Annotated in this window: 23 protein-coding genes; 16 read left to right on the top strand and 7 right to left on the bottom strand. The window is 69.1% G+C overall.

What is annotated here, in order from left to right; genetic code table 11:
* Positions 1-15: 15 nt before the first annotated feature.
* Positions 16-948, bottom strand: coding sequence for a sensor histidine kinase (locus BLV57_RS25820; RefSeq protein ID WP_091292881.1), 933 nt, complete (start codon positions 946-948; stop codon positions 16-18).
* Between the two features lie 102 nt (positions 949-1,050).
* Between BLV57_RS25820 and BLV57_RS25815 the strand changes: the two genes are divergently transcribed.
* The 5 genes from BLV57_RS25815 to BLV57_RS25795 all read left to right on the top strand — a co-directional run bounded on the left by BLV57_RS25815 (position 1,051) and on the right by BLV57_RS25795 (position 4,830).
* Complete coding sequence (locus BLV57_RS25815; RefSeq protein WP_091292879.1) at positions 1,051-1,839, top strand: hypothetical protein; 789 nt, start codon at positions 1,051-1,053, stop codon at positions 1,837-1,839.
* Positions 1,840-1,894: 55 nt separating this feature from the next.
* Positions 1,895-2,512, top strand: a complete 618-nt coding sequence (locus BLV57_RS25810) for a response regulator transcription factor (protein WP_425426034.1) — start codon at positions 1,895-1,897, stop codon at positions 2,510-2,512.
* Positions 2,513-2,583: 71 nt separating this feature from the next.
* On the top strand, positions 2,584-2,985 hold the full coding sequence (locus BLV57_RS25805) for an ATP-binding protein (RefSeq protein ID WP_218134878.1): 402 nt from the start codon (positions 2,584-2,586) through the stop codon (positions 2,983-2,985).
* Between the two features lie 49 nt (positions 2,986-3,034).
* A complete protein-coding gene (locus BLV57_RS25800; protein WP_091292876.1) occupies positions 3,035-4,453 on the top strand; it encodes a PAS domain-containing sensor histidine kinase in 1,419 nt (472 codons plus the stop codon).
* Positions 4,450-4,830 (top strand): response regulator, encoded by a 381-nt coding sequence (locus BLV57_RS25795; protein WP_091292874.1) that lies wholly within the window; start codon positions 4,450-4,452, stop codon positions 4,828-4,830. Before BLV57_RS25800 ends, BLV57_RS25795 begins: the two co-directional genes overlap by 4 nt.
* Here the strand turns inward: BLV57_RS25795 and BLV57_RS25790 are convergent.
* A complete protein-coding gene (locus BLV57_RS25790) occupies positions 4,817-5,197 on the bottom strand; it encodes an STAS domain-containing protein (RefSeq protein ID WP_176968807.1) in 381 nt (126 codons plus the stop codon). The two genes, BLV57_RS25795 and BLV57_RS25790, sit on opposite strands and share 14 nt — an antisense overlap.
* A gap of 133 nt (positions 5,198-5,330) precedes the next feature.
* Between BLV57_RS25790 and BLV57_RS25785 the strand changes: the two genes are divergently transcribed.
* The 5 genes from BLV57_RS25785 to BLV57_RS25765 all read left to right on the top strand — a co-directional run bounded on the left by BLV57_RS25785 (position 5,331) and on the right by BLV57_RS25765 (position 10,353).
* Entirely contained in the window at positions 5,331-6,062 is a 732-nt protein-coding gene (locus BLV57_RS25785) for a GAF and ANTAR domain-containing protein (protein WP_245757514.1), read from the top strand.
* A 71-nt stretch (positions 6,063-6,133) separates the two neighbouring features.
* Positions 6,134-6,289, top strand: a complete 156-nt coding sequence (locus BLV57_RS43420; protein ID WP_091292871.1) for a DUF6131 family protein — start codon at positions 6,134-6,136, stop codon at positions 6,287-6,289.
* Positions 6,290-6,438: 149 nt separating this feature from the next.
* Positions 6,439-7,638 (top strand): serine/threonine-protein kinase, encoded by a 1,200-nt coding sequence (locus BLV57_RS25775; RefSeq protein WP_245757513.1) that lies wholly within the window; start codon positions 6,439-6,441, stop codon positions 7,636-7,638.
* Positions 7,635-8,717, top strand: a complete 1,083-nt coding sequence (locus BLV57_RS25770) for a carboxylate-amine ligase (protein ID WP_091292867.1) — start codon at positions 7,635-7,637, stop codon at positions 8,715-8,717. The genes BLV57_RS25775 and BLV57_RS25770 overlap by 4 nt, the downstream gene beginning before the upstream one ends.
* 373 nt (positions 8,718-9,090) lie before the next feature.
* Positions 9,091-10,353, top strand: coding sequence for an HNH endonuclease signature motif containing protein (locus tag BLV57_RS25765; RefSeq protein WP_091292865.1), 1,263 nt, complete (start codon positions 9,091-9,093; stop codon positions 10,351-10,353).
* Positions 10,354-10,846: 493 nt separating this feature from the next.
* On the opposite strand, the gene BLV57_RS25760 is transcribed toward BLV57_RS25765, so the two are convergent.
* From BLV57_RS25760 to BLV57_RS25745, 4 genes are all read right to left on the bottom strand, one after another.
* Positions 10,847-11,509, bottom strand: coding sequence for a PAS and ANTAR domain-containing protein (locus BLV57_RS25760; RefSeq protein WP_091292862.1), 663 nt, complete (start codon positions 11,507-11,509; stop codon positions 10,847-10,849).
* A gap of 112 nt (positions 11,510-11,621) precedes the next feature.
* Complete coding sequence (locus tag BLV57_RS25755) at positions 11,622-12,074, bottom strand: hypothetical protein (protein ID WP_091292861.1); 453 nt, start codon at positions 12,072-12,074, stop codon at positions 11,622-11,624.
* 62 nt (positions 12,075-12,136) lie between these two features.
* Positions 12,137-12,970 carry an aldo/keto reductase gene (locus BLV57_RS25750; protein WP_091292859.1) on the bottom strand — a complete coding sequence of 278 codons (834 nt, stop codon included), beginning with the start codon at positions 12,968-12,970 and terminating at the stop codon, positions 12,137-12,139.
* 81 nt (positions 12,971-13,051) lie between these two features.
* On the bottom strand, positions 13,052-13,513 hold the full coding sequence (locus BLV57_RS25745) for an SRPBCC family protein (protein WP_091292857.1): 462 nt from the start codon (positions 13,511-13,513) through the stop codon (positions 13,052-13,054).
* A gap of 132 nt (positions 13,514-13,645) precedes the next feature.
* Between BLV57_RS25745 and BLV57_RS25740 the strand changes: the two genes are divergently transcribed.
* The 3 genes from BLV57_RS25740 to BLV57_RS25730 are packed head-to-tail and all read left to right on the top strand — an operon-like array spanning position 13,646 to position 14,609.
* On the top strand, positions 13,646-14,059 hold the full coding sequence (locus BLV57_RS25740; protein ID WP_091292855.1) for a phage holin family protein: 414 nt from the start codon (positions 13,646-13,648) through the stop codon (positions 14,057-14,059).
* The gene (locus tag BLV57_RS25735; RefSeq protein ID WP_091292853.1) at positions 14,056-14,346 is read left to right on the top strand and encodes a DUF3618 domain-containing protein; all 291 of its coding nucleotides are present in this window, start codon (positions 14,056-14,058) and stop codon (positions 14,344-14,346) included. The genes BLV57_RS25740 and BLV57_RS25735 overlap by 4 nt, the downstream gene beginning before the upstream one ends.
* On the top strand, positions 14,343-14,609 hold the full coding sequence (locus BLV57_RS25730) for a DUF4235 domain-containing protein (protein ID WP_091292851.1): 267 nt from the start codon (positions 14,343-14,345) through the stop codon (positions 14,607-14,609). Before BLV57_RS25735 ends, BLV57_RS25730 begins: the two co-directional genes overlap by 4 nt.
* A gap of 44 nt (positions 14,610-14,653) precedes the next feature.
* Here BLV57_RS25730 and BLV57_RS25725 read toward each other — a convergent pair whose 3' ends face one another.
* Entirely contained in the window at positions 14,654-15,031 is a 378-nt protein-coding gene (locus BLV57_RS25725; RefSeq protein WP_176968806.1) for an STAS domain-containing protein, read from the bottom strand.
* 184 nt (positions 15,032-15,215) lie between these two features.
* Here BLV57_RS25725 and BLV57_RS25720 point away from each other — a divergent pair, with 184 nt between their 5' ends.
* Genes BLV57_RS25720 through BLV57_RS25710 form a run of 3 tightly spaced genes read left to right on the top strand, consistent with a single transcriptional unit; the run spans position 15,216 to position 20,586 of the window.
* Complete coding sequence (locus tag BLV57_RS25720) at positions 15,216-16,520, top strand: NAD(P)/FAD-dependent oxidoreductase (protein ID WP_091292848.1); 1,305 nt, start codon at positions 15,216-15,218, stop codon at positions 16,518-16,520.
* A 20-nt stretch (positions 16,521-16,540) separates the two neighbouring features.
* Complete coding sequence (locus BLV57_RS25715) at positions 16,541-18,322, top strand: thiamine pyrophosphate-requiring protein (protein WP_091292845.1); 1,782 nt, start codon at positions 16,541-16,543, stop codon at positions 18,320-18,322.
* On the top strand, positions 18,319-20,586 hold the full coding sequence (locus tag BLV57_RS25710; RefSeq protein ID WP_245757512.1) for a phosphoketolase family protein: 2,268 nt from the start codon (positions 18,319-18,321) through the stop codon (positions 20,584-20,586). The genes BLV57_RS25715 and BLV57_RS25710 overlap by 4 nt, the downstream gene beginning before the upstream one ends.
* The last annotated feature ends 3 nt before the right edge of the window (positions 20,587-20,589 follow it).

Genomic DNA, 20,589 nt, shown 5'->3' with positions numbered 1-20,589 from the left:
TCAGCGGCGGAACTGTCAGCGGCGGAACCAGGCCCTGATCACCGTGCTGCCCGGCACCGAGTAGACGCGGACCAGGTCCGCGAGCTGGTTGACCAGCAACAGGCCCCGCCCGCCCAGTTGACCGGGCCGGGCGGGCCGCTTGCCCGCCAAGGGGTCGGCCAGATGGCCGTGGTCGGCGGATTCGCACACGAGGTGCCTGTCCTCACGCCAGATCCGGATCGACGCGCGGTCGCGGGCGTGCACGATGCTGTTCGCGGCGAGCTCGCTCGCCACCAGCACGACGTCGCCGACGCGGTCCTCCCCGAGCCCGGCGAGCCGCGCGTGCTCGGCCGCGAAGACGCGCAACGCCTTCAAGCCGGTCAAGTCGACCGCCAGCGAAAAGGCCTCACCCGGTTCGGGCAGTGGCACGTTGTAGCCCGAGATGACCTCGTCCGGCGCGTAGTGGCCGCTCTCGTGCTCGCCGGAGACGTCGATGACCACGGGATGCGTGCGCAGCGCGTCGTCGAGCACGAGTGGCTTGAGCCGGTCCACGTCGTACGGGCACAGGATCGTCACCCGCCGCCCGGCGAACGCGTGGTTGATCAACGCCTCGTGCGCGGCGCAGGCCGGGTACTCGCTTTCGGACCGCTCCGGCCAGATCGGCTCGCCGATGATCCGCACCCGGGTGCCGGTGTGCCGGTCCGCGAACGCCCGCAGCACGCCGGGGATGATCCGGCCGGGGTTGCGGCCTTCCTCGGTCATGTCCAGCAGCAGCACCTCGCCCGCCGCGTCACCGAGTCCGCCGCGGATGAGGTCCAGATTGGGTCCCGGCACCGAAACGGCGACCGGCTCGCCGAGCGCCAGGCCGTCGAGTATGAACGGGATCGTTCCCGCCAGGTACTCCCGAGGCCCGCGATAGAACAACGCGGGATGGACGAACGGGTTCGCGGCCGCCTCCACAGTCGCCATGCTCGTCACTGATACCACCCTCTCTCTGCCCCTCGTGGTACCCCCGCCTGTGCGAGATCAACCGTGTGGCTTCCCACAGGCCGATGTGGTTCGCTGACGGCGATGGAGTTCGAGTCGGTGGTCGAGGAACTGTACGCGGGTGAGCCGTCGGCGTTCATCACCGCGCGGAACGCCCGCGCCCGCGAGGCGAAGACCGGCGGCGACCCCGATCTGGCCGAGCGGATCAGGGCGCTGCGCAAGCCGACCGCCGCGGCCGCCGTCGTCAATTGGCTGGCCAGGGCCCATCCCGAGGCGCTGGACGAACTCGCCGCGCTCGGCGAGCGGCTCCGCAAGGCCCATGCCGAACTCGACGGCGCCGAACTGCGCGTGCTCACCCGGCAGCGGCACGAGCTGGTCGCCCGCACGCTCAGGCTCGGGCCGTCGCTGAGCGACCCGGTGGCCAGGGACGTCGAAGCGACACTCGAAGCCGTCGTCGCCAACCCGGACGCCGCCGAAGCGGCCGCCGAAGGCAACCTCACCGCCGCGCTGCAACCGGACGCCGGCGATCACTGGCTGACCGCCGCGACCGTCAAGCTCCCCAAACGGCCCAAGCTCAAGCTGGTGCCGAAGCCGGTGGAAAAGGCACCCAAGAAGCCGCGAGCCGAGGACCCCGCCGCGAAACAGGAGCGCGAGCGGCGACGGCGCGAGGCGGAGGAACTGGGCAAGACCCGCGACAAGGCGCACGCCGAACTCACGCGTGCCAGGCGCAAGGCCGACCGCGCCGCCGAGGCGGCCGCGGCGCTGCGCGAACGGCTCGCCGAAGCCGAAAAGGCCAAGGCGGAAGCCGGGCGGGCGTTCGACGCCGCGCAGGCGGTGTACGACGCGGCGCAGGCGGCCGTCGACGCGCACTGACCGTCCATTCCGGACTGATCAGCCGGACGCCTGGTCCCTCGCTAGGATGACCCGCATGCCGATCCGCGTGGTGCTCGTCGAGGACCACGACATGGTGGCCGAGGCGATCGGGCTCGCGCTGGAGCAGTCGGGCATGGAGATCGTGGCCAGGGCCAAGTCCATCGCGACCGCGCTCACCGAGACCGCCCGCTGCCGCCCCGATGTCGTGGTGCTGGACCGGCGGCTCCCCGACGGTGACGCCGTCGCCGCCATCGGAGAGCTCGAAGCGGCCGGTTCCCGGGTGCTGGTGCTGACCGGCGAGGCGAGCGCGGCCGTCGCCGCCAGGGTCGCCGAAGCGGGCGGCGCCGGGCTGGTGCTCAAGTCGGCGCGGCTCGACGAGCTCGAATCCGCCGTACGCCGGGTCGCCGCCGGCGAGGTGGTGTTCGCGCCGAGCCTGCTGGGCGGGGTGCTCGACCGGCTGACCGGCCGGGTGCCCGGCGCGGCGCTGACCGCGCGCGAACAGCAGACCCTCGTGCTGCTCTCCGAGGGCTCGGACACCGCGCAGATCAGCGAACGGCTCGGCGTCGCCAGGAACACCGCGCGCAACCACGTCCAGCGCGTGCTGGAGAAGCTCGGCGCCCGCTCGCAGCTCGAAGCGGTGGCGATCGCGCGCCGCGAGGGCCTCGTCGACTGATGCAAATGCACTAGATGACGAGAGACCTTCGCATCTCGTGCGCGGGCACTCCCCTGTCGCACAGTGTCACCATGGACAACCGGTCGCTCACGCGAGAGGCGGAGCTGCGCCTGGCAGGCGACCAGACCGTGCTCGTCCGCGGCTTCGTCCGCGACACGCTGGCGGCTTGGCGCTACACCGGTGAACACGAGGACGTCGTGCTCGTCGCCTCCGAGCTGGTCACCAACGCGTTCCTGCACGGTGGCGGCACGCACCTGCTCCGGCTGAGCGGCACCGCCTGGCAGGTGCGGGTCGAGGTCGCCGACGCCACCACGCGCCCGCCCCGGATCCGCAAGTCCGGCAGCGACGGCGGCTGGGGTCTCAAGCTGGTCGAGAACCTGAGCGCCCGCTGGGGCTTCACACCCGCCGAACACGGGAAGGTCGTGTGGTGTGAGTTCACTCCGGCCCTGGTACCCGCCGAGGCCGAGGCCTGATCACCGCGTCGTGGGCTGCCACCGGGCCGCGGTCGTGCCAAGCTACGGTATGCCAGCGGACGGCCACGAAGCAGCGCTGAACCTGCTTGTGCAGAACGTCGTGGACTACGCCATCTTCCTGCTGGACCCGCGTGGTCACATCATCACCTGGAACGCGGGCGCCGAGCGCATCAAGGGCTACCAGGCCGACGAGATCATCGGCAGGCACTTCTCGACCTTCTATCCACCCGAGGACATCGCCGCCGACAAACCCGGCCGGGAGCTGGAAACCGCCATCGCCGAGGGCCGTCTCGAAGACGAAGGCTGGCGACTGCGCAAGGACGGCACCCGCTTCTGGGCCAACGTCATCATCACCGCGCTGTTCGACGAAACCGGTGCGCTGCAGGGCTTCGGCAAGGTCACCCGCGACCTCACCGAACGCCGCGACGCCGAGAACGCGCTCCGGGAGAGCGAGGAACGGTTCCGCCTGATCGTGCAGGGCGTGTCCGACTACGGCATCTTCATGCTCGATCCCGGCGGGCGGGTGGCCAGCTGGAACGCGGGCGCCGAGCGCATCAACGGCTACCGGGCCGACGAGATCATCGGCAAGCACTTCTCGATCTTCTATCCGCCGGAAGACAGCGGCAAACCCGCCCGCGAACTGGAAACCGCCATCGCGCGAGGCCGTCTCGAGGACGAAGGCTGGCGCCTGCGCAAGGACGGCAGCCGTTTTTGGGCCAACGTCGTCATCACTGCGCTGTTCGACGAGACCGGCGAACTCCGCGGCTTCGGCAAGGTCACCCGCGACCTCACCGAGCGCCGCAGCGCCGAGAGCGCGCTCGGCGAGCGCCGCCGCCTGCTCGCGCACCTGGTCGAGGCGCAGGAACGCGAACGCCGCCGCATCGCGTGGGACGTGCACGACGACTCGATCCAGGCGATGGTCGCCGTCGGCATGCGGCTGCAGCTGCTCGCGGCTCAGCTGCCGGAGCACGCCGCCCGGCTGGCCCGGCTCGACGAGGCCGTCACCGGCGCCATCGGCAGGCTGCGCAACCTGGTGTTCGGGCTGCGCCCGCCCGGCATCGACCAGCACGGGCTGGTGACGGCGCTGACCGGCTACCTGCACGAGGTGGTCGGCCCGGCGGGCCCGCGGTTCGGCCTGCGGCACACGCTGGCCGCCGAGCCGTCGGCCGAAACGGCCATCACGATCTTCCGCATCTGCCAGGAGGCGCTGGTGAACGTGCTCAAACACGCGGACGCGAGCAGCGTCGAGCTGACGCTGACCTCCGAAGACGGCGGCATCCGGGTGCTGGTCACCGATGACGGCGTCGGCTTGACCGGCCGGGAACCGGCTGCCGCGAGCGAACATTTCGGGCTGATCGAGATGCGCGAGCGGGCCGAGGCCGTGGACGGCTGGTGGACCATCCGGGGCGCACCCGGCGAGGGCACCACGGTCGACTTCTGGGTGCCGGCTCCGGGAGGCCTCGCGTGAAACGGCTCAGAGTGCTCGTCTCCGACGACGACCCGATGATCCGCGAGGCGCTGCGCGACGTGCTCGAGGCCGAGCCGGACTTCGACGTGGTCGCGACCGCGGGCGACACCGACGAGGCGATCGAGCTCACCGAGCGGCTGACCCCTGCGGTCGTCGTGCTCGACGTCCGGATGCCGGGTGGCGGCGGCCCCAGGGCCACCCGGGAGATCCGGCTGCGCTCCCCGCGCACGCGGATTCTGGCGTTCTCCGCCTACAGCGACCTCGGCATGGTGCGCGAGATGAAGCAGCTGGGCGCGGCCGAGTACCTCGTCAAGGGCGTGACCAACGCGGAGATCGTCGCCGCCGTGCGGCGGCTGGGGACGGCTAGTCCGGCGTAGCGATGGCCCGCACGGCTTCGTCGACGGTCGGATGGACCGCCAGCAGCTCGTCCAGCCCGGTCACCCGCAGCGGCACCAGCACCTCGCGGCGCGCCGCGACCGTCGCGAACGACACGCTGAGCTGCTTGGCACGTTCGTCGGCCTCGACCAGCGCGCTCAGCCCGCTTGAACCGAAGAAGGTGACCCCGGACAGGTCGGCGACCAGGCCGTCGGGGGCAGGCTCGAGCTCTCCGACGAGCGCCTGGCGCACGGTGCCCGCGCTGACCAGGTCGACCTCCCCGAAGATCGCGACCACGCAGACCGCGTTCACCCGGCTGACCTGGATGAGCACCTCGTCGCCCAGCGGCGGAACCGGCTCGGTGGGCATACCTGTCTCCTCCCGGCTGAGGGCACGATAGCGCCGCCGCGTTCCCGCCACAACCAGCGCGGTCACGACTCGGACACGCATGGTGACACCGGACAGGGTTTGCCGCGCGGCCGGACGGGGAACCTCCGAAGGAATGGACATCGAACGCGAAGGCGCGCTGGCCGCCCGGTTCGCGGAGCTCACCAGGACACTGCTCGACGCCACGACCGTGGCGGGCGCGCTGGAACGGATCGTGGTGGCCGCGGGTCAGTTCGTGCCCAGCGCCGACCTGGTGAGCGTGACACTGCGCGGCTCGGACGGCACCTTCCACACCCCGGTGGAGACCGAGCACGCCGCGAGCGAACTCGATCAGCTCCAGTACAAGTTCGACGAAGGCCCGTGCCTGGACGCGGCCCGCGAACCGGGGCCCGCCGTCGGCTACAGCGGCGACCTCGGCACGTCCGCCAGCTGGCCCCAGTTCGGGCCCGCCGCCGCAGAGCGCGGCTATCACTCGGCGCTGGCGACCGCGCTCACGCTCGACGCGAAGCCACCTCGGCTCGGCGGTGCGCTCAACATCTTTTCCTCGGGTAAAGCCTCTTTCTCGCAGTCGGACGCGAACGTCGCGCTGCTGCTGGCCACCCACGCCTCGCTCGCGCTGGCGCACACGCGGGCGCTGGACCGCGCCGAGCTGCAGGCCGAACATCTGCGCAAGGCGCTCGACAGCCGTGACGTCATCGGGCAGGCGAAAGGGATCCTGATGAACCGCCGGGGCGTCGACGCGGAAAAGGCATTCGACATCCTGCGCCGCACTTCGCAAGATCTCAACGTCAAACTCAGTGAACTCGCCAATACTTTGGCGACCCGGCATCTGGATCTCGATCTGTGAAGAAAGGTTTGAACTCCGGCGGAAGCGGGCATTCCGGTGCAGTCAGTCCCCACTGGAAAAGGACTCGTAAAGTGATCACTCTTGGAGTCATTCTTTTGATCATCGGATTCCTCACCGGGATCTCGATCATCTGGACGATCGGAATCGTTCTCGTGGTGGCGGGCCTCGTCCTGGCACTGCTGGGCCGCACCGGCACCACGGTCGGCGGCCGCGCGCACTGGTACTGACCGGTCACCACGCGGCCGAGGGCCGGCATCCCATCGGGGTGCCGGCCCTCGGCCTTGTCACGACCTTCCGGGGTGTACAGCGGCGATAGGCTGCGTCCCTGGACACGAATGCCGTTTGACCGGGCGGCCACGCGGGTAGCCCGGAATCCATGGAACCGAGAGGACCGGGCGCGCTGGCGATGGGCGGCAAAGGGCATGACTCGACGAGCACCTGGCCGAGCTTCGAGCTGACCAAGCTGGTGCCCGGCCAGCGCGGGCTGGAGCCACGGCTGATCGCGAACCGCTACGAGCTGGGGCCGCTCATCGGCACCGGCGCCACCGCGCAGGTGTTCCAGGCCAGGGATCGGCTGGAGAACCGGGAAGTCGCGGTGAAGCTGTTCCTGCCGGGCACCGCCACCCGCCAGATCCGCGAGGCCGCCATCCTGCGTGGTCTCGACCATCCCGGCCTGATCACGTTGTCCGGTTTCGGCACCCACGACGGCAGGCCGTACCTGGTCATGCGGCTCGTCGACGGCCCGACGCTCGGCGCCCGCCTGCGTGCGCGCACGCTGACCCCGGACGAGGTCACCACCCTCGCGGTGCGGCTGGCCGACGCGCTGGCGTACATCCACCGGCACGGCGTCACGCACCGGGATCTCAAGCCAGGCAACATCCTGCTCGCCGGGGACGAGCCGCTGCTCGGCGACTTCGGCATCGCGCATCTCGTCGACGCGACCGCCATCACGCAGACCGGCGAGGTCGTCGGGACGGCCGCGTACATGGCGCCCGAACAGGTGCTCAGCCAGGAGGTCGGGCCGGCCGCCGACATCTACGCGCTCGGCCTGGTGCTGCTCGAGTGCCTGACCGGGCACCGCGAGTATCCGGGCACCGCGGTCGAATCCGCGGTCGCGCGGGTGCACCGGCAGCCGGTGATCCCGCCGGACCTGCCCGGCGAGCTGTCCCCGCTGCTGCGGCGGATGACCGCCAGGAAGCCGGAGAAGCGCCCGACCGCCGCCCAGGTCGCGGCCATGCTCACCCGGCCGGTCGGCATCCCCGAGCAGCGCGGCGTGCGCCGTGGCCGGGTCGCGGCGGCGCTCGGGCTGCTCACCGCGGTCTCGCTGACCTTCGCCGTCGGCAAGAGCCCGGATTCGGCCCCTCGGCCGGTGACGCCCCCGCAGCAGATCGCCGATCCCGGCACGACCACCACCCCGCCGGACGTCCCCATTCCCCTTCCCGCGGTGGCGACCGCGGAATTGCCCGCCATTCAGCAACAACAGCAGCAAAAGGACCAAGCCGCACCGGTACGGACGGACGAAGGCAAGACGCCGAAAAAGGGTAAACCGGAGAAGGGCAAAGGACCCAAGGAATGAGCGAACCACTCACATTCGGGGTGGAAGAGGAATTCTTTGTGGTCGACGCGGCGGGTCACCTTTCCGAGCGCGGCGGCGAAGTCGTCGAAGACGCCGACGAACCCGACGGCGAGCTCCAGAAAGAACTCACCCGCGCCCAGGCGGAATCGGCCACCGCGATCTGCCACTCCCCCGACGAACTCCTCGATCAGCTGAAGTCGTTACGCGCCAAGCTGGCCGGAGCCGCCGCCAAACGCGGGCTGCGCCTGCTCGCGAGCGGCACCGCTCCCTTGCCCGAGTCCGGACCGCCCGGCATCACCCCCGGCGCCCGGTATCAGCGCATGGCCGAGCATTTCGGGGCCACCGCCCACAGCGGCGCCACCTGCGGCTGCCACGTCCACGTCGCCATCCCCGACAAAGAGGCAGGCGTCCGCGTCATCAACCAGGTCCGCCGAAGACTGCCCGCGCTTTTGGCATTGTTGGCCAACTCCCCGATCACCGACGGCGCCGACACCGGGTACAGCAGCTGGCGCTACCAGCAATGGACGCGCTGGCCGTCCGCCGGTCCTCCGCCCCGCTTCAGCTCACTCGACCACTACGAGAGCCTCATCGACGGCTGGCTGCGCGCCGGCGCGATCCTCGACCGCGGCATGGTCTACTGGGACGTAAGGCTTTCCGACAAGCAGCCGACCATCGAGTTCCGCGTCACCGACGTGGCCGCGGTCCCCGAGGACGCGGCCCTCCTCGCGGTCTTGGCCCGCGGCCTGGTCCAGACCGCCCTCAACGACGAGGAAGCCTTGCCGGAGCTACCGAACGAAGTCCTGCGCGGCCACCTCTGGCGCGCGTCCCGCGACGGCGCCGAAGGCCGCATCCCGCACCCCGTGCACGGCGACCTCGTACCCGCCCCGGCGGTCTTCGACGAGCTGTTCACCCACGTCTCGGACGCTCTCAAAGCGGCAGGCGACCATGAATTCGCCGAAGAAGGCCTCGCCAGGCACCGCGCGTCGGGCGGCGGCGCCCAGCGCCAGCGCGATGCGTTCGCGGACGGGACGAACCTGTGTGCCGTGGTCGACCTGCTCGCCGTTCCCCCACCCTCGTGAGTGTCGCGGGCGGGTTCCAGCCCGGGCACTCGAGGATCGGACGGGGTGTCGGCTGAACGTGGCCCTGCCTTCGCGAAACCCGAGTTTTGGCCATTGGATGGCCAAAACTCGGGTTTGGCTTTCCGCGCAATAGAACCTTGTCCTGGAGTGCCGGGTCGGATCTAAAGACATCCCGTATGGACATTTCCGCTCCGGGGTCGGGTGGTGTTTGGGGTCACCGCGGAAATATCCATACGGACCGAGGCACGGTGGTCAGTTTTCGTTGTGGCTCACCAGAAACCCCAGCTGGTACTTGCTGCGCGCCTGGGTGTGGGGTCGGCCAGCTCGGCGTGTCTAGTGGCATATGACTCTGGACGCTGGTAGTGTGGGATGCATGATCAGCACCGAATACCCCGACGCCGCAGCACCACCCGAGTGGTGGCGCTGCGACAAAGACACGCTGCTGCTCGCCTACGTCGCCCGCGAACGAGAAAAACGGCGCCTGGAGGCCGAGCAGGGACAAATCCTGGCCGAAATCGAATCCCGGGGTGTGAAGGAGGTGACCGGTTACGCCACGGTGCCGGGGATGCTGGTGGACTGGGTGCAGATCAAGCACTCCGAGGCGAAAGCCCGCGTCGATCGCGCCCGAGCGCTCAACCCACGCCAGGATGGCGGCACGCGGATCCCGGCGCTGGCACCACATGCCGCCGCAGCAGCACTGGCCGGTGATCTCGGGGCGGCGCAGCTGGATCCGATCATCGCCGCGTTGGGCGCACTACCACCCACGGTCTCAGCCGAGGATCGCGAGACCGGGGAAGAGATCCTGGTCAACCTCGCCCGCACCGCAGGACCCCGGCAGATCAGCCACGCCGCGAAGAACCTGCGCGACCGGCTCGACCCCGACGGACGCGAACCCAAAGACCCCGACCCAGCCGAACCCCGCCACGAACTCGGCTTCGTCACCCACCGCGACGGCACCCACGGCATAAAAATCAAAACCGACGCCGACACCATCGCCCGACTCAAAGCCACCCTCGACCCACTCGCCAAACCCCGCCCCACCACCGAAGAAGAAGGCCGCGACACCCGGTCGCAGTGGGAGCGGCTGGGGGATGCGTTCGCCACCTTTGTTCGCATCGGCATGGGCAACCCCGACATCCCCACCCAAGCCGGAGACAGCGTGCACGTCGTCGTCACCCTCGGCCTGGACGAACTCAAAACCGGCATCGGGCGGGCCTGCCTGGATTTGGTCGGGGATATCAGCGCCACCGAAGCACGCCTCCTCGCCTGTGACTGCAAAGTTATCCCGGTGACCTTGGGGTCTCATGGCGAGCCGTTGGATGTGGGCCGGGCTCAGCGCCTGGCGACACCGGCGCAACGACGCGCGCTGGCCATCCGCGATGGCGGCTGCGCCTTCCCCGGCTGCGACGCACCACCACAGCAATGCACCGCTCACCACATCGTTTTCTGGGCTCACCACGGGGAAACCCGCATCGATAATCTCGTGCTGCTCTGCGGCAAGCATCACCGGCTGATCCACAACAGCGACTGGGAAGTCCGCATCGCCAGCGACGGATACCCCGAATTCATCCCACCGGCGTTCATCGACCCCGCACGCACGCCCCGCCGCAACACCATGCACACCACCCGAACCTGAACCCCGCCGCAGGCGTGGGAAGCCCACCCGGCCGAGGCAGATCCTCTTTACTCGCTTCCGGCGCAGCAGCCGCGCCCTAAAGCACCAGAAGTGCCGCCGCCGCGTACTCAAGCTACGCCCAGGCCCACCGGCACTGGCACAGAAACCCGTCCGGTCTTCTGCAGGCTTTTCGGCCACTCAGCGGCCGAATATCCCACACAACAACCAAAATACCCAGGCCGAACGCTCAAAAGATCTCGGCCGGACCACCCTCCCTGCCGCCATCGCACACCACGACCACGACAGCCCGACCCAACGCCCAGGCGCGCAGCAAGTACCGGCCGAGGTTTCTGGCGAGCCCAAGCGGAGTTGTGGCCACAGTGCCCCGGTCCGTATGGATATTTCCGCGGCGACCACAAACACCACCCGACCCCACGAGCGGAAATTTCCATACGGGACCGCCCTAGATCCGACCCCGACAAACCCAATCCCTGAGCAAGCCGCAAGGGCCAGGTCAGCCCGCACGCCGCCCGAGCCGCAGCAAAGCGGCTTCGAGGTGGGTTCGCGCCGACGCGGGCTGAGCCACTCCGGTCTCCATCTCCGCGACCAGGTTCGTGGCCAAGGTCTGGAGCTTGGTGTTCGACTGCTGGGAAGCGTCGATCAGGACCTGGAACGCGTCCGCGGCGTTGCAGCCGTATGCGAGCATGATCATGCCCTTGGCCTGCTCGATCGGTGCGCGGGAGGCCATCGCGAAGCGCATGCCCGCGGCTTCGTCGGCGAGGTCGTTGCGCTGCTCGGCCTCGGCGGCCTTGCTGGAGGTCAGGTTGATGAAATAGCCGTGCACCGTGCGGACTTCGCGATCCACGTCGCGGTTGGGCTCGCCCACTACGACTATGGACACGATGCGGCCGCCGGCGGCGCGGATGCGGTGCTGGCTGCTGAAGGGCGCCTTCGCGGCGGTGATCACGTCGGCCAGATGAGTGGTGTCGCCGGGGTGACTATGACGACGTAGCAGCTCCGTGGTGGGTTCTACCTCCCCCGGCACCCTGCCATGCATCTCGAAGATCTCCGGTGACCAGGTCCACTTCTCCGCTAGGACGTCGTAGTGGAAGATTCCGACCTGGTCCGCGTTGTTCCCCATGCTCGAAGCCGGGACAGGCATCTCCTGCCGAGACATCGGACTCTGCTCCTCCGTGCACAGACGATCGACGACAAAGTACTTATTACACCGGTTCGCGAGATTTCAATCAGCGGACACGGGCACCCCGTCGAGGGTGCCCGTGGCGGGCTTACGGGCGGTTGTCGAGCGACGGGCTGACCGCGGGGTAACGGCCCTCCTGGCCCGGGACCGGGGTGACCGTGGTGCCCTGCTGCTCCGGCTCGACGCGCTGCTGGCGGCGGCCGGTGACGGCGGCCTCGTCGACCTGCTCCTCGCGGATGCGGGCGAGGATCGCGAGGGTGATGCCGTGCGCGATCGCCAGCACGAGCAGGAGCACGCCCAGCCTGCCGACCACGCCGGGCAGGTCGCTGCCGCCCATGTCGATGGTCGAGAGCAAGGCCAGCAGGCCCAGCACGGCCAGGTGGAACAACACGGTCACGAGACGGGTCATCGAAGCACCCGCTTCGGGATCGCCGTAGGAGTTCTCCAGGTACCGGCGGCCGCTGCGATAGATGATCTGGCCGTCCACCGCGACCAGCGCCACCCCGATCAGCAGGAACGTCAGGTACGCGTTCGTGTCCATGCGGGCGCTCCTTTCTGCGTCTGTTCCGGAGATACCCAGGTCGAGGCGTGAAGAAACGCGTCTCAGCCCTCGAAGGTGTCCGGATCGGGGCCGGTGCGGTGACCTGCGTCGAGCCCGGTGATCGAGCGCAGGTCCGCGTCGTCCAGCTCGAAATCGAAGATGTCGATGTTCTCGCGGAGCCGGTCGGCGTTGGCGGACTTGGGGAAGACGACGTTGCCGAGCTGGATGTGCCAGCGCAGCACGACCTGCGCCGCCGACTTGCCGTGCTTCGCGGCGATCTCGCCGATGACCGGGTCGCCGAGCACCTCGCCCTGCGCGAGCGGGCTCCACGCCTCGGTCACGATGCCGTGTGCGCGGTGATACGCGCGGAGTTCCTGCTGCTGCAGCAGAGGATGCAGCTCGATCTGGTTGACGGCGGGCACGACGCTGGACTGCTCACGCAACCGGTCGAGGTGCTCGGGCTGGAAGTTCGAGACGCCGATGGCGCGCGCCTTCTCCGCGCGGAGGATGTCGGTGAAGGCGGTCCACGTCACCGGGTAGAGATCCTTGTGCGGCAACGGCCAGTGGATCAGATAAAGGTCCACGTAGTCGGTGCCGAGCCGTTGCAGGCTGCCTTCGAGCGCGTTGATCGCGTTGTCGTAGCCCTGCGCGTCGTTGGCGAGTTTCGTGGTGATGAAGACGTCCTCGCGGGCGATGCCGGACTGCTTCAGTCCTTCGCCGACGCCTTCCTCATTGCGATACATCTGCGCGGTGTCGAAATGGCGGTAGCCGGCCTCCACTGCCTGGCGCACGACCTCGGCCGTGTCGTCCGGCGGGATCTGGAAGACCCCCAGCCCGAGCTGCGGGATGGTGGCGCCATTGGCCAGTTCGACGTCCGGAACGGTGATTGTGCTCATGGGACCCGCCTACCCGGGCCGCCGGGCGCGCAAACACGGCGGCGCGGCCCCGGGGAGGCCGCGCCGCCGTTGTCCACCCGATCAGGTGCCGGGGCGGTCCACGTCACCGCGCCACGCGCCCGTCTCCCGGCCGCGCTTCTCGATGAACTCCTTGAACCGCTGCATGTCCGACTTGATCCGGCGGCCGAGGATGCCGAGCTTGTCAGCCACGTTCTCGACGAAACCGTCCGGATCGATCTTCATCTGGGCGGTCACCCTGGTCTTCTGGTCCGCGAGCCGGTGGAACGTGATCACGCCCGCGTGGTCGGGACCGTCGTCCGAATGCCACGCCACCCGTTCGTCCGGGTGCTGTTCGGTGATGGTGGCGTCGAACTCCCTGGTGACCCCGCCGACCTTCGTGACCCAATGGGTGTGCGTCGCGTCCCGCTGCTCGATCCGCTCGACGCCTTCCATGAACTCAGGGAAGGTTTCGAACTGGGTCCACTGGTTGTACGCGGTGGACACCGGAACGTCGACTTCGACGATTTCGGTGATCGTGCTCATTCACGCCTCCTTGTCGGTGGTCGGTGAAGTCCGATTACCCGGCGACTCGATCGGCAAACGCGGACACGGGTTGTGATTAAAGATGTGTGCGGGCGGGTATCCGGACCCCATTCGAATCGGGAGGTGTGATCAGTGATCGAAGAAGCACGCAAGCGCCCGCCTGGGGACCGTTCGGTCGGCGAGCTCGTGTCGGACCTGTCGGACGAGCTGAAGCGGCTCGTCCGCGACGAGCTGCGCATCGGCATGTTCGAGTTGCAGCGCAAGGGAAAGCGCATGGGCTTGGGCGCCGGGCTGTTCGGCGTCGCCGGGCTGATGGCGTTGTTCGGCGCGGCCACGCTGGTCGCCGCCGCGGTGCTCGCGCTGGCGCTCGTCGTGCCCGGCTGGCTGGCGGCCGTCATCATCGGCGTGGCGCTGCTGCTGATCGCCGGGATGGCCGCGCTGGTGGGCAAGAAGGAAGTCCAGCAGGCCGTGCCACCGGTGCCCCAGGAAGCCATCGAGGGCGTCCGTGACGACGTCGCCACCGTCAAGCAAGGGGTGCGCTCATGAGCGATTTCCCGAAGAACGCCGAAGAAGCCAAATTGGACCGTGAGGTGACCCGTCAGGAACTCACCGAGACGCTGGAAGCCTTGGGCGACAAGCTCGACGTGAAGACCCGGGTCAAGGAGAGCGTCGACGAGAAGCTCGACCAGGCGACGGCGAAGCTGCCCGAGCCCGCCGCGAGCAAGGTCCGCGAAGGCGCGGAAGTGGTGCGGCGCAACAAGATCCCGGTGCTCGCCGGATTCGTCGGGCTGCTGATCGTCCTCAAGATCATCGTGAGCAGGAGCAAGTCATGAGCGCGTTGCTGTACAAGCCGTTGAGCCTGGTCGTGAGCGGACTCGGCGGGGTGCTCGCGAGCATGGCGTTCAAGCAGATCTGGAAACGGGTCAGCGGCGACGAGGAGGCGCCCAGCGCGACCGACCGTGATTTCGGCTGGGGCCAGGTGATCATCGCCGCGGCCGCGCAGGGCGCGATCTTCGGCGCGGTGAAGGCCGCGACCGATCGCGCCGGTGCCGTCGGCTACAAGAAGGCGACCGGTGACTGGCCCACCAAGGACTGAGCACCCGCGTTCCGCCGGTCACGGATGGCCGGCGGAACGGGGGCCTAAATGGTCGGCGTAGGCCGGTGCGAACGCTGGATGGCGGACGGCAGATCGGGGTAGACGTCGAGCATGCCGTCCATCCCGGTCACGGCGAGCGTGCGCGGAATGACCCGGCCAGCCGCCACGAGCACCAGGTCGAGACGCTCGTGCGCCTGATGCAGCACCCGCAGCGCGTGACAGCTGAGGAAGCCGGCCCTGGACATATCCAGGATCACCCGATTGGTGATGGCCGAGGCGTCGTCCAGCACCTCGGCGAGCCTGGGCATGGTGGCGGAGTCGATTTCACCCACCACGGTCACCACCGTGACAGCGGGTGAGGGGCGGGTGAGCGTGCAGGACAATCCGCCCGCGTAATCGGGATCTAAGAACAATGCGCTCATGTCGCGTGCTCCTCTCGCAGCGGGATCCCCGCAGGGTGGCTGACCGGAGCACGTGTCTGAACAAAGGCCAGTGACTACGACGGTACCGCTCTGGCGGCTCAGGTCAACCCCAAGACCGTTTCGCGTCCGTCTCCTGGGATACCCGGTCTCTTCCCATGTGAACCAGCCGCAGGAGGAACCGCATATGCGTGTCGTGATCATCGGAGGTGGGTTCGCCGGGTACAACGCGGCGAAGACACTGCTCAAGTCCCTGCCGGACACCGCCGAGATCGTGCTCCTGAATCCGACCGACTATTTCCTTTATCTCCCACTGCTGCCGGAGGTCGCCGCCGGGATACTCGACCCGCGCCGCGTGTCGGTGTCGCTGCCCGCCACCCTGCCCGGCGTGCGCCTGCTGCTCGGCGCCGCGAAATCCGTTGACCTGCAAGCGAAACAGGTCGGCTATGTCGACACCGAGGACCGGGCGCACACGATCGGGTACGACCGGCTGGTGCTGGCGGCGGGCAGCGTCAACAAGCTGCTGCCGATCCCGGGGGTGGCCGAATACGCGCACGGGTTCCGTGGCCTGCCGGAGGCGCTGTACCTGCGTGACCACATCGTCCGGCAGATCGAACTCGCGGCGGCCACGGACGACCCGAAGGAACGCGACGCGCGCTGCACGTTCGTCGTGGTCGGCGCCGGCTACACCGGCACCGAGGTAGCCGCGCAGGGGCCCGCGTTCACCGCCGCGCTGGCTGCCAGGCACCCCGAGCTGAAAGACCAGGCGATCCGCTGGATGCTGCTCGACATCGCCCCGCGCGTGCTGCCCGAGCTGGACGAACGGCTCGGCAAGGCGGCCGACCGGGTGCTGCGCGAACGCGGCGTCGACGTGCGGATGAAGACCTCGATCAGTGACGCGGGCGCGGACGGCGTCACGTTGACCACCGGTGACGCGGTGCCCGCGCGCACGCTGGCCTGGTGCGTCGGTGTCCGGCCGGATCCACTGGTCGAGGCCTTCAGGCTGGAGACCGCGCAGGGCAGGCTGGTGGTCGACGCCCAGCTCACCGTGCCGGGTCACCCGGACGTGTTCGCCTGCGGTGACGCGGCGGCCGTGCCCGACCTGACCCGGCCGGGCAAGCTCACCGCCATGACGGCCCAGCACGCGGAACGGCAGGGCAAACTGGCCGGGCGCAACGTCGCCGCGTCGCTCGGCTACGGCGAGCCTGCCAGGTACCGCCATCATGATCTCGGCTTCGTGGTCGATCTCGGCGCCCGCGAGGCGGCGGCGAATCCCTTGCACATCCCGCTTTCCGGGCTGCCCGCGAAGATCGTCACCCGCGCTTATCACCTGGCCGCGATGCCCGGCAACCGCTTGCGGACGGCCGTCGACTGGGCGCTGGAGGCGATGACGCACCGGCAGACCGTCCAATTGGGACTCGTCCGCGGCCCGAACGTCCCGCTGGACACCGACGCGCCCGAGCTGCCGCGCTCGACGTTTAGCCGCGGCTGACCGGCGGTACTCACCAGTGCATGACTGAAACCGTTGCGGACCATGTGCTGGCCAGGTTGCGCGAATGGGGTGTCGAGCAGGTCTTCGGTTATCCCGGTGACGGGATCAACGGGCTCGTCACCGCGTTCGGCGCCGCCAAGAACGAGCCGCGGTTCGTGCAGGTGCGCCACGAAGAGATGGCGGCACTGGCCGCCGTCGGCTTCGCCAAGTTCGGCTCCAGGCCCGGAGTGTGCATGGCGACCTCCGGGCCTGGCGCGATACACCTGCTCAACGGCTTGTACGACGCGAAGCTCGACCACGTGCCGGTGGTCGCGATCGTCGGGCAGACCGCGCGCAGCGCGATGGGCGGCAGCTATCAGCAGGAAGTCGACCTCCAGTCGCTGTTCAAGGACGTGGCCAGCGAATACCTGGTCGAGGTCAACGTGCCCGAGCAGCTGCCGAACGCGCTCGACCGCGCGATGCGGACCGCGATCGCGCAGCACGCGCCGACCGTCGTGATCATCCCTGCCGATGTGCAGGAATCCCCTTATCTCCCGCCGAAACACGAGTTCAAGCACGTGCCGTCCAGCCCGCCGGACCACCCGAGGGCCAGTGTGGTCCCGCCGAGCGACGAGCTCGCCCGCGCTGCCGAGGTGCTCAACGCGGGCCGCAAGGTCGCGATGCTGATCGGCCAGGGCGCGCGCAACGCGGTGACCGAGGTGCGCGAGGTGGCCGAGCTGACCGGCGCCGGAGTCGCGAAAGCTTTGCTGGGCAAGGATGTCCTGTCGGACGAACTGCCGTACGTCACCGGCTCGATCGGCTTGCTCGGCACCCGGCCGAGCTACGAGCTGATGCGAGACTGCGACACCCTGCTGATCGTCGGCTCGAACATGCCGTACGCCCAGTTCCTGCCCGAGTTCGGCCAGGCACGCGCGGTGCAGATCGACATCGATCCCCGGTTCATCGGGCTGCGCTATCCCACCGAGGTGAACCTGCTCGGCGACGCGAAGAGCACCTTGCAGCGGCTGATTCCGTTGCTGGAGCGGCAAGACGACCGCAAGTGGCGTGAGCGGATCGAGTCGGACATGAAGCGCTGGTGGGAGACGGTCGAGCGGCAGGCGCTGCTCGAAGCGGAGCCGGTCAACCCGATGCGCGTGGTGCACGAGCTGTCGCTGCGGGTTCCCGAGGACGCGATCGTCACCTCGGATTCGGGGTCGGCCGCCAACTGGTACGCCCGTAACCTGCGCATGCGCGGGCAGATGCGCGGCTCACTCTCGGGCACGCTGGCGACCATGGGCGCGGCGGTGCCGTACGCGATCGGCGCGAAGTACGCCTGCCCCGGCCGCCCGGCGATCGCGCTGACCGGCGACGGCGCGATGCAGATGAACGGGCTCGCCGAGCTGCTGACGATCTCGCGCTATCACGAGCTGTGGGAAGACCCGCGCTGCGTGATCTGCGTGTTCCACAACAACGACCTCAACCAGGTCACCTGGGAGCTGCGCGCGATGGGCGGCGGCCCGAAGTTCGAGGAGTCCCAGGTGCTGCCGGAGGTGTCCTATGCGGACTTCGCGGCCGGGATCGGGCTGCACGGCATCACCGTCACGCACCCCGACCAGCTCGGGCCCGCCTGGGAGGTGGCGCTCGACGCGAGCGTGCCGACCGTGATCGACGTCCACTGCGACCCCGAGGTGCCGCCGATCCCGCCGCACGCCACGTTCGAGCAGCTCAAGTCGATAACCGAGGCGGTGCTCAAGGGTGACCCGAACGCGTGGCACCTGGTCAAGCAGGGCATCAAGACCAAGGCCCAGGAACTGCTCCGGTGACCGCGATCGCCTCGGTCACGGCCGACACGCTCCGCCGGTATCGCCGCGCGTGCGACTACCTCGCGGTGGCGATGATCTACCTCAAGGACAACGTGCTGCTGCGCGAACCGCTGCGGCCGGAGCATCTCAAGCCACGCCCGCTCGGGCACTGGGGCACCTGTCCCGGGCTCACGCTGGTCTACAGCGGGCTCAACGGGTTGATCCGCCGGACCGCGCAGCGGACGCTGCTGGTCACCGGGCCGGGGCACGGCGCGCCTGCCATCCACGCCAACCTCTGGCTGGAGGGCACGCACGCCGAATACGACGACGCGCTCACGGTCGACGGCGCCGGGCTGACCGAGCTGGTCAGACGGTTCTCCTGGCCGGGCGGCTTCCCGAGTCACCTCTCCCCCGAGGTGCCAGGGGTGATCCACGAGGGCGGTGAACTCGGGTACGCGCTCGCGACCGCTTTCGGCGCCGCGCTCGACGATCCAGGGCTGATGGTCGCCTGCGTGATCGGTGACGGTGAGGCCGAGACCGGCCCGACGGCCGCCGCGTGGCACGGACCCAAGTTCAGCGGCCCGCGCAGCGGCTCGGTGCTGCCGATCCTGCATCTCAACGGCTACAAGATCTCCTCGCCGACGATCTTCGAGTCGATGAGCGGTGAGGAACTGCGCGACTACTTCACCGGCTGTGGCTGGTCACCGCGGATCGTCGACGTCCGCGATGTCGACGATCCCGACACCGTGCTCGCCGAAGCGCTGGACGCCGCGCATCGCGACCTGCGCACGGCCACCCCGCCGATGCTGGTGCTGCGCAGCAAGAAGGGCGCGGGCGCGCCGTCCGTCGATCCTCAGGGCAAGCCGATCGAGGGCACGTTCAACGCCCATCAGGTGCCGGTCGACCCGGGTGATCTGGAGTTGCTGGAGCGCTGGCTGCGGTCCTACCGGCCCGAGGAACTCTTCGACGCCGACGGCACACCGTTCGAAGACCTGCTGGCGGTGCCGCCGCACGGATCGCTGCGGATGGGCGTCGTGCCGCAGGCGAACGGCGGTCTGCTGCGCGAACCCTTGCCCCTGCCCGAAATCGAGAGGTTCGCCGTTCCCGTCGGCGCTCCGGGCGCGACCGACGCGAGCGCCACCGACCTGCTCGGCGGCTGGCTGGCCGAGCTGATGCTGCGCACTGCGGCCCGCCGTGACTTCCGGGTCGTGTGCCCGGACGAGCTGCGCTCCAACAAACTCGGCGCGCTGCTCGACGCGACGCCGCGCGCGTTCACCCGGAGCGTTCCCGGCTACGCGGAGGACCTCGCGGTCGACGGCCGGGTGATGGAGGTGCTGTCCGAACATCTGTGCCAAGGCTGGCTGCAGGGATACCTGCTGACCGGCAGGCACGGGCTGTTCCCCTGCTACGAGGCCTTCGTGTCCATTGTGGACAGCATGGTCAACCAGTACGCCAAGTTCTTGAAGATGTCCGGCGAGACACCGTGGCGCGCACCGGTTTCCAGCCTCAACTACCTGCTCACCAGCGACGGCTGGCGGCAGGAGCACAACGGCTACAGCCATCAGGGCCCCGGTTTCATCAACAACGTCCTCACCAAGCGGGCCTCGGTCGCCAGGATCTACCTGCCGCCGGACGCGAACACGCTGCTGGAGACGATGCGGCACTGTCTCGGCACGACCGATCTGATCAACGTGGTCATCGCCGGGAAGCAGCCGAGCCCCCAATGGCTCGGCGCGGACGCCGCCCGCGCGCATTGCCGGGCGGGCGCGGGTGTCTGGGACTGGGCGAGCACCGGCGGCGAACCGGACGTCGTGCTGGCGTGCGCGGGCACCACGCCGACGGTCGAGACGCTGGCAGCCGCGTCGCTGCTGCGGCGACGGCTGCGGGTGCGCGTGGTCAACGTGGTGGACCTGCTCGCGTTGAGCCCGCCGGACCGGCATCCGCACGGGCTGTCACCGGACGAGTTCACCCGGTGTTTCGGCGAGCGGACGCCGGTCGTGTTCGGGTTCCACGGCTATCCGTCTGCGGTGCACGAGGTGCTGCACGGCAGGCCGCGGCCCGACCGGTTCCATGTGCACGGCTACCTCGAAGAAGGCACCACGACCACGCCGTTCGACCTGCTCGCGCGCAACCGGATGAGCAGGTACGACCTCGCGGCCGACGCGCTCACCCGGACCGGCGGCGACCCGCGTGACCTGCTGCGCGAGCGTGATGCCTTGCTGGCCAAGGCTTATCGCGACGGTGAGGATCCGGAGGAGTTCACCGGCTGGCGCTGGACGCCGTAGGAG

This window comes from Amycolatopsis xylanica, assembly GCF_900107045.1.
GTDB lineage: Bacteria > Actinomycetota > Actinomycetes > Mycobacteriales > Pseudonocardiaceae > Amycolatopsis > Amycolatopsis xylanica.
Note: the sequence above shows the minus strand (reverse complement) of the source record. Positions and strands in the feature narration are given on the sequence as shown.

Coding starts and splice junctions, on each gene's coding strand:
- BLV57_RS25750 (WP_091292859.1), bottom strand. CDS start 12,970: ATGAGCACAATCACCGTTCCGGACGTCGAACTGGCCAATGGCGCCACC.
- BLV57_RS25760 (WP_091292862.1), bottom strand. CDS start 11,509: ATGTCTCGGCAGGAGATGCCTGTCCCGGCTTCGAGCATGGGGAACAAC.
- BLV57_RS25775 (WP_245757513.1), top strand. CDS start 6,439: ATGGAACCGAGAGGACCGGGCGCGCTGGCGATGGGCGGCAAAGGGCAT.
- BLV57_RS25735 (WP_091292853.1), top strand. CDS start 14,056: ATGAGCGATTTCCCGAAGAACGCCGAAGAAGCCAAATTGGACCGTGAG.
- BLV57_RS25820 (WP_091292881.1), bottom strand. CDS start 948: ATGGCGACTGTGGAGGCGGCCGCGAACCCGTTCGTCCATCCCGCGTTG.
- BLV57_RS25765 (WP_091292865.1), top strand. CDS start 9,091: ATGATCAGCACCGAATACCCCGACGCCGCAGCACCACCCGAGTGGTGG.
- BLV57_RS25715 (WP_091292845.1), top strand. CDS start 16,541: ATGACTGAAACCGTTGCGGACCATGTGCTGGCCAGGTTGCGCGAATGG.
- BLV57_RS25730 (WP_091292851.1), top strand. CDS start 14,343: ATGAGCGCGTTGCTGTACAAGCCGTTGAGCCTGGTCGTGAGCGGACTC.
- BLV57_RS25790 (WP_176968807.1), bottom strand. CDS start 5,197: ATGCCCACCGAGCCGGTTCCGCCGCTGGGCGACGAGGTGCTCATCCAG.
- BLV57_RS25745 (WP_091292857.1), bottom strand. CDS start 13,513: ATGAGCACGATCACCGAAATCGTCGAAGTCGACGTTCCGGTGTCCACC.
- BLV57_RS25805 (WP_218134878.1), top strand. CDS start 2,584: ATGGACAACCGGTCGCTCACGCGAGAGGCGGAGCTGCGCCTGGCAGGC.
- BLV57_RS25725 (WP_176968806.1), bottom strand. CDS start 15,031: ATGAGCGCATTGTTCTTAGATCCCGATTACGCGGGCGGATTGTCCTGC.
- BLV57_RS25810 (WP_425426034.1), top strand. CDS start 1,895: ATGCCGATCCGCGTGGTGCTCGTCGAGGACCACGACATGGTGGCCGAG.
- BLV57_RS25755 (WP_091292861.1), bottom strand. CDS start 12,074: ATGGACACGAACGCGTACCTGACGTTCCTGCTGATCGGGGTGGCGCTG.
- BLV57_RS25785 (WP_245757514.1), top strand. CDS start 5,331: ATGGACATCGAACGCGAAGGCGCGCTGGCCGCCCGGTTCGCGGAGCTC.
- BLV57_RS25770 (WP_091292867.1), top strand. CDS start 7,635: ATGAGCGAACCACTCACATTCGGGGTGGAAGAGGAATTCTTTGTGGTC.
- BLV57_RS25800 (WP_091292876.1), top strand. CDS start 3,035: ATGCCAGCGGACGGCCACGAAGCAGCGCTGAACCTGCTTGTGCAGAAC.
- BLV57_RS25720 (WP_091292848.1), top strand. CDS start 15,216: ATGCGTGTCGTGATCATCGGAGGTGGGTTCGCCGGGTACAACGCGGCG.
- BLV57_RS25815 (WP_091292879.1), top strand. CDS start 1,051: ATGGAGTTCGAGTCGGTGGTCGAGGAACTGTACGCGGGTGAGCCGTCG.